Here is a 6,726-nt window from a genome sequence, read left to right as displayed (position 1 = left end):
CCAGCGCGGGCAAGCCGGTCAACATCAAGAAAGCGCAGTTCATGGCGCCGCATGACATGAAGAATGTCGTCGACAAGGCAAAGGCCGCGTCGATTGCGGCGGGCGGCGACGGATCCAACATACTGGTCTGCGAACGCGGTGCTTCATTCGGCTACAATAACCTCGTCTCCGACATGCGCAGCCTGGCGATCATGCGTGAGACCGGCTGCCCGGTAGTGTTCGATGCGACGCATTCGGTGCAATTGCCCGGCGGGCAGGGGACCAGTTCTGGCGGCACGCGCGAGCATGTCCCGGTGCTTGCGCGCGCTGCGGTTGCAGTCGGGATCAGCGGCCTGTTTATGGAAACCCATCCCGATCCCGCCAATGCCTTGTCGGACGGCCCCAACGCCTGGCCGCTCGACAAGATGGAGAGTTTGCTCACCACCCTCGTCAACCTCGACCGCGTCGTGAAGGAGGCTGGTTTCGAGGAAATGGCGCTTTGAAGAACACCGTCTTCATCCAGTCCAACGCTCGCCAGCACCTAGGCGCGACGATCAGCGCGCTGAGTTTCAAGAAATTCAGTGCCCGGCCGGACAGCTTCAACGTCCGGATCATCGACGTCACCGAATTTCCGCGACTGGTGGCGCACGGCCAGTCGATCCGCCGCGCCGGCCATATGCGCGATTGGGACCCGGACGATTTGCAAAGCTTCTCGCCGCTGCGCTTCTCCCCGCCGCAAATGATGGGCTGGAAAGGGCGGGCGGTTGTCACCGATCCCGATTGCTTTGGCATTGGTGACGTCGCCGATTTGTTCGATCTAGATATGGACGGCAAGGCGGTGATGGCGGTACCGCGCCCGGGCCATAACAAGCGCTACGATTATATCGCCACCTCGGTGATGCTGCTCGACACCGCCAAGCTAAAGCATTGGAATTTCGACCAGGATCTCGACGATCTGTTCGCCCATCGCTTCGATTATATCGACTGGATCGAATTGAAGCGCGAGGATCGCGCGACCATCGGCTTTCTCGATGCCGACTGGAACGCGTTCGACCGGCTCGATTCCAACACCCGCATCCTGCATACCACCAAGCGCCGGACCCAGCCGTGGAAGACTGGCCTGCCGGTCGATTACACGCTTCGCGAGCGTGGCCCGTTCGACTTCATCCGGCGGTTGAGGCACCAGCATTACCAGGCGCACCCCGACCGCAATCAGGAAGCCTTATTCTACTCCTTGCTCGCCGATCTGGTCGATTCCAATATAGTTACCAAGCAGCAAATCGTTGCCGAAATGGCTGCCAACCACATTCGCCATGACAGCATCGACCTGGTCGATCGCTATCGCGGCTGGGCACTGCCCGCATCGATCGGCAGGAGCGCCTTGAGCGCGGTCGCGGCGATATCGTTGGGATTGGCGATGGTCGCAGCCAATGGCTCCTCGACGGTGCCGATCACTTTCTGATCGCGTAGATAATGCCAGAACCGGCGTAGGTCGCGACGCCGCGCGTCGCGGCCGCTGATCCGCGGCTCGGGGCCTAGCTTGCGCCGGCCCTTATTGTTCTGGTCGATCGGGATCAGCCCGACCTTTTTGCGCGCCAGGATCGCTTCGGAAATCATTGAGATCGAATCAGCCGTGACGTGGATTTCGTCGGCCTGGCCAAGCAGCATTGCAAACCTCGGGAAGCGGCCTTCGACCAGCCGCTCGTTCGGCGCGCCGTGTACTTCACTGCGCACTTTTTCGATGATTTCTGGATTGGTCCGACGGCTGGTAACGATGATCAACGACCCGCCGGGCTTGGCGCGAAGGGTGATCAACGCCCGGGACACCAATTGCGTCGACAATCGCCAATATTTGGTCGCTCCGCCGATCGCCACGACGCGCAACGGCCGGGGAAGCTCGGCCAGCCATTTTTGCTCGTCGGCATCGGGCTCGGGCGGCTGCTGGAAGCGGCTCAATGCGGCATCGAGCAACACAACATTGTCACCCGGCGGGACCGGATATTGGCGCGTGGTGATGACCAGGTCGAAGATCGACGGGTCAATCCGCGGATTGCCGAGCAGGACGATCTTGGTCTTGCCTCTATTTTGCTCGCGGATCCAGCGCGACACCGGCACGCTGCGCCGGCCGATCCCGATCACCAGGTCGGGCCACGGCGGGGTCAGCCGCGCCTTGCTTTTGCGATCGAGCGACGCGCGCGTCGGGCCGAGCCAGCGGGTCACTGAGCGAAGCAGATTATAGTCGAGATGGACCGTGGTGAATGGCAGCCCGACCGTCTCGGCCAGCGCCAGCACCTGATTATTGTCGCCGGTCCGCGACCCCACCAATACCCAGATTAAAGGAACGGTCATTTGCCTCTCACTCGGCGATACTCGGTTCGCAAATAGACCGCCATCACCAGCACGAACAACACATTACCAAGCAGGAACGCGAATGCCGCGCCTTGCAGACCGCTGTAATGGGCGAGCGGCCCGATCGCCGCGAAATAGCCCAATGTCGCGATGATCCGCGCCTTCAACGGAACGTCGGGCCGATCGAGGGCGTAGAGCGTCGATGGCAAGGGGAAACTGACGATGGTCAGCACCGGCACCCCGAGCAGGATCAGCAACGGCGCATAAGCAGCGATGAACTCCTTGCCGAATGCCGCGCCGAGCAATGGCTTTCCGCCGATCAACATCAGCACGATCGCGAGACCGGCGAAAATCGCGGAGGCGACCATCGCCCGCTTCATGAATTTCCACGGATGCTTGGTGGTCAGGTCCATCCGCATCAGTTCGGGATAATAAGCGCGTGCCAGCAAGTCCGCAGGCTTTTGCGCGCTGTCGGCCAGGCTGCCCGCGATGCGGTACAAAGCGGCGCTTGCCGGCCCGAGCAAGCCGCCGACGATCAGCCGCGCCAGCGGGCCCCAGGCCGACTGGAGCGATGACGTCAGGTTTACCTGGATCGCGAACGGCCACGCGCCAGGGAGCGAAGTGGGGCGAAGGGTAGGTTTGATCCCTTTGAGCAAGTCACGGCGGCGAAGCTCGCGCCAGCCAAGGAACCACATGTACAGATCGCCGCCGAGATCGGTCACGAACCAGATCAGCAAATAAGCGCTCAGCGACCAGCTCTGCGACCACGCAACGATGGTCAGCAACGCGCGGAAGATCGGGGTCATTGTCTGCTGCCAGCTCGACAGGTCGAACCGGTCGAGTGCGCGCAGCACGCCATTGGGCGTCGCCGCCGCCATGGTCGGAAGGATGATGCAATAGAGCATGGCGTAGGTCAGATTATCGCCAGACAAGCCGAACCACCCACCGATCAACGGCAGCAAGGCAATCGCAATGATCATCCCGGCCAGCCCGCTGACAACGTCGAGCGCGAAAGCGAAACCGGTCGCAGTCTTGAAATCGGCCTGCTGTTCGGGACTGTCCAAGCGGCCGCCGTAGCGGATCACGATCTGCCACGACTGGAACCGCGACAGACCGCTCGCGGCCTGCGAATAGCTTACGATCAGGATCAGCAGGCCGAATTGGGCAAGCCCCAGCCCACGCCCCGCAAACACCAGAGTCGCTAATGATGCAACGGCAGCAACGGCTTTGGAAATAGCCAGATAGCTGGTGTTCTTGAGAAGCGACCGGAAGTGCTGGTCTTTAATCCAATGTTTCATCATGTCCGGACGAGCGGGTCGGGGAGGGCGCGGTCTAGCCCAAAGCCGCCAACCTGTCGCCCCCCGTCACGATCCTGCTCAGGCGGGCTCCGCAACCCGATTCTTGACCACCTTGTCGGCCAAGGTGCCGTTCAATTCGGCGAGATGGTCATATTGGGCTTCATAGGTCGCGAGACCCTGGCTGAGCGACCGCAATTCGGCCTCCAGCCCGGCCAGTTCGCTTTCCGGAAGCAATGCCTCGACCCGGTCCCAGCCCGGCCAGCCATCGCGCGGCCCCAGCCCCAGCATCTGCCCGCGCCGCGACGCCACGGTCGAGCTGACCTTCGAGGTTGCGCTGGCCGGCGAGACCACCACCAGCCGCTGCACCGGCTCGAGCAAATGCGGTTTGGCCGCCGCAAGCGCATCGTGCATCGCGATCCGGCCGGCAGTGCGGAAGGCGAGCTCGGACGAATCGACGCTGTGGTAGCTGCCGTCGACCAGGGTCACCGCGACATCGTCGACCGGGAAGACCAATGGCCCCTTGATGCAGGCGTCCTTCACCCCGGCCTCGACCGCCGGAATATATTGGCGCGGGATCGAACCGCCGTGGATCTTTTCCTCGAACTTGAAACCCTCGCCGCGGGCCAGCGGGCGGATTTCGATGATCACATCGCCAAACTGGCCATGACCGCCCGACTGTTTCTTGTGGCGGCCGTGCTGGCGGACCGATTGGCGGATCGATTCGCGATAGCCGATCGAGCAGGGGCTGCTGGTGACCTCGACCCCGTAGCGCCGCTTCAACCGCGCCACGACCAAAGCGAGATGCTCGTCATTGACCCCGCGCAGCCGCAATTCGTGGCTGTCATCGTCATGCTCGATGGTCAGCGCTGCATCTTCCTCCGCTAACCGTGCCAAGGCGCTCGCCAGCCGGACATCATCCTTGCGGTCGGACGGGGCGATGGCAACGGTGGCGTTGCGGGCCGTGGCGGGAAGCTCGACCGGCGGCGGGATGGTGCCCCCGCTCAGCCATTGCCCGGCCTTGACCTCATCGGCCTTGGCCACCGCCACGACATCGCCCGGCCCGGCCCTGGTGGTCTTGGCGGTCTTGTCACCCTGGACGCTGAACAGGGCACCGAGCCGTGATGTGGTGCCATCGGCGGTCTTGAGCTCGGCCCCTTCGGCGATCGACCCGCCGAGCACGCGGGCCAATGCCAGCCGCCCGACTGATCCGCCATGGTTGATCTTGAACGCGAACAGCGACGGATCACTGACCGACAATCGCCGCGCGGTCGCCTCCGGCCCCGGCGCTTCGTGCCGCAGCGCCTTGAGCAATCGCCGCACGCCCCAGCTGCTGCTGGCCGATCCGAACAACACCGAGACACCGAGATTCTCGCTCGTCTCGCGGGCCAAGTCGGCGAAGATGGTCGATTGCTCGGGCACCTGGTCCATCAACAATTGTTCGAGCAAATCGTCGTCATGATCGGCCAGCCGCTCGAGCATCTGGGTGCGCGCTTCGGCTTCGCGGTCGGCGAGGTCGATCGGCATGACGATCTGCTCGGACGCATCGCCGGGACGGTAATGATACGCCCGCTCAAGTGCGAGGTCGACGAAGCCGGTGACCTTGTCGCCCTCCCGGATCGGGACTTGCCGGGCGATCAAAGGCGAGACGCTCATCGGCTGCAGCGCGGAGAGCAGATCGCGGATCCGGCCGCGCGCCTGGTCGACACGGTTGACGAAGATGAGGTGTGGAATACCAAGCTCGTCGAGCATCCGTAAGGACGGCGCGGCGAGCGCGGCGCGGGCGGGGTCGGGATCGACCACGACGATGGCAATATCCGAAACGGCGATTGCGCTTGCACCATCGGCGGCGAACCCGACCGATCCGGGCGCGTCGATGATCGCGAAGCGCTCACCCAGATAATCGAAGTGCATCAAATTGAGCTCGGTTGATCCGCCGCGTTGCCGCGCTTCGGGGGAGGCATCGCCGACGCTCGACCCGTTGGCGGTCGATCCCTGGCGGTCAATGGTGCGCGACGCGAACAGCATCGCTTCGGCAAGGCTGGTCTTGCCCGCGCCGGCCGGTCCGACCAGCGCGATTGCTCGAGTGCCGTTGGCTGGGGCTCCATTGGGCATGCGACTCTCCTTCGTCCGTGGTGGCGGGCGCGAGTCGCGAAAAGCGCGGCTGCGCTTCGATGGGACGATGGTCGGACTCTTGGGTCCGCTTGGCAAGAGGGCCCGTCGCGCCGTCGGAACGATCCGACGGACGCGTGGCTACGCCGCTGGCAGCAGCCTCTGCTCGCCCGCTAGCCTTAACAACGCGGCCTGCAATTTCTCGAACGCGCGCACTTCGATCTGGCGGATTCGTTCGCGGCTGACACCGTAGACCTGGCTGAGATCCTCGAGCGTCTTGGGCTCTTCGGACAGGCGCCGTTCGATCAGGATGTTCTTCTCGCGGTCGTTGAGGCTGGCCATCGCTTCACCGAGCAGTTCGTGGCGCACCTGGCGCTCTTCCTCGTCGGCGACGACTTCGTCCTGCAACGGGCCATTGTCGACCAGGAAATCCTGCCACTGGCCCTCGCCATCGGTGTCGCGCAGCGGGGCGTTGAGCGAGGTATCCCCGCCCATCGACATGCGGCGGTTCATGCTGATGACCTCATCCTCGGTCACGCCGAGATCGGTGGCGATCTTGGTGACGTCGGCGGGCTTGAGATCGCCGTCTTCGAACGCGTCGATCTGATTCTTCATCCGGCGCAGGTTGAAGAATAGTTTCTTCTGCGCCGCGGTGGTGCCGATTTTGACCAGACTCCAGCTGCGCAGGATGAATTCCTGAATCGAGGCGCGGATCCACCACATGGCGTAGGTCGCGAGGCGGAAGCCGCGATCGGGCTCGAACTTCTTCACCCCCTGCATCAGGCCGATATTGCCTTCGCTGATCAATTCGCTGACCGGCAGGCCGTAACCGCGATAGCCCATCGCGATTTTGGCGACGAGGCGCAGATGCGAGTTGACCAGCCGCGCGGCGGCGTCGGTGTCGCCCTGCTCGCGCCATGCCTTGGCCAGCATGAACTCCTCCTCGGGGGCGAGGATCGGGAATTTCTTGATCTCGGTCAGATAGCGATTG

At 63.4% G+C, this 6,726-nt stretch carries 4 protein-coding genes and 1 pseudogene; 1 reads left to right on the top strand and 4 read right to left on the bottom strand.

What is annotated here, in order from left to right; genetic code table 11:
• Nucleotides 1-482, top strand: a pseudogene (locus tag RMN73_RS08920) (3-deoxy-8-phosphooctulonate synthase); the annotation flags it as partial.
• An 835-nt stretch (nt 483-1,317) separates the two neighbouring features.
• On the opposite strand, the gene RMN73_RS08915 reads toward RMN73_RS08920, so the two are convergent.
• The 4 genes from RMN73_RS08915 to rpoH form a co-directional block, all read right to left on the bottom strand.
• Nucleotides 1,318-2,328 (bottom strand): ELM1/GtrOC1 family putative glycosyltransferase, encoded by a 1,011-nt coding sequence (locus RMN73_RS08915; RefSeq protein WP_309602969.1) that lies wholly within the window; start codon nt 2,326-2,328, stop codon nt 1,318-1,320.
• Nucleotides 2,325-3,626 carry a lipopolysaccharide biosynthesis protein gene (locus tag RMN73_RS08910; protein ID WP_309602968.1) on the bottom strand — a complete coding sequence of 434 codons (1,302 nt, stop codon included), beginning with the start codon at nt 3,624-3,626 and terminating at the stop codon, nt 2,325-2,327. Before RMN73_RS08910 ends, RMN73_RS08915 begins: the two co-directional genes overlap by 4 nt.
• Before the next feature lie 78 nt (nt 3,627-3,704).
• Complete coding sequence (locus tag RMN73_RS08905) at nt 3,705-5,738, bottom strand: elongation factor G (protein ID WP_309602967.1); 2,034 nt, start codon at nt 5,736-5,738, stop codon at nt 3,705-3,707.
• Nucleotides 5,739-5,876: 138 nt separating this feature from the next.
• A partial coding sequence (gene rpoH, locus RMN73_RS08900) for an RNA polymerase sigma factor RpoH (RefSeq protein ID WP_309602966.1) occupies nt 5,877-6,726 on the bottom strand: 850 nt, incomplete at its 5' end.

The organism is Sphingomonas sp. (assembly GCF_031372575.1).
In the GTDB taxonomy this organism is placed as follows: Bacteria; Pseudomonadota; Alphaproteobacteria; order Sphingomonadales; family Sphingomonadaceae; genus Sphingomicrobium.
This window is presented reverse-complemented; position numbering and strand designations above follow the sequence as displayed.

What these genes read in the sequence shown, in the direction of transcription:
- RMN73_RS08915 (WP_309602969.1), bottom strand. Translation starts at nt 2,328, where the DNA reads ATGACCGTTCCTTTAATCTGGGTATTGGTGGGGTCGCGGACCGGCGAC.
- RMN73_RS08905 (WP_309602967.1), bottom strand. Translation starts at nt 5,738, where the DNA reads ATGCCCAATGGAGCCCCAGCCAACGGCACTCGAGCAATCGCGCTGGTC.
- RMN73_RS08910 (WP_309602968.1), bottom strand. Translation starts at nt 3,626, where the DNA reads ATGAAACATTGGATTAAAGACCAGCACTTCCGGTCGCTTCTCAAGAAC.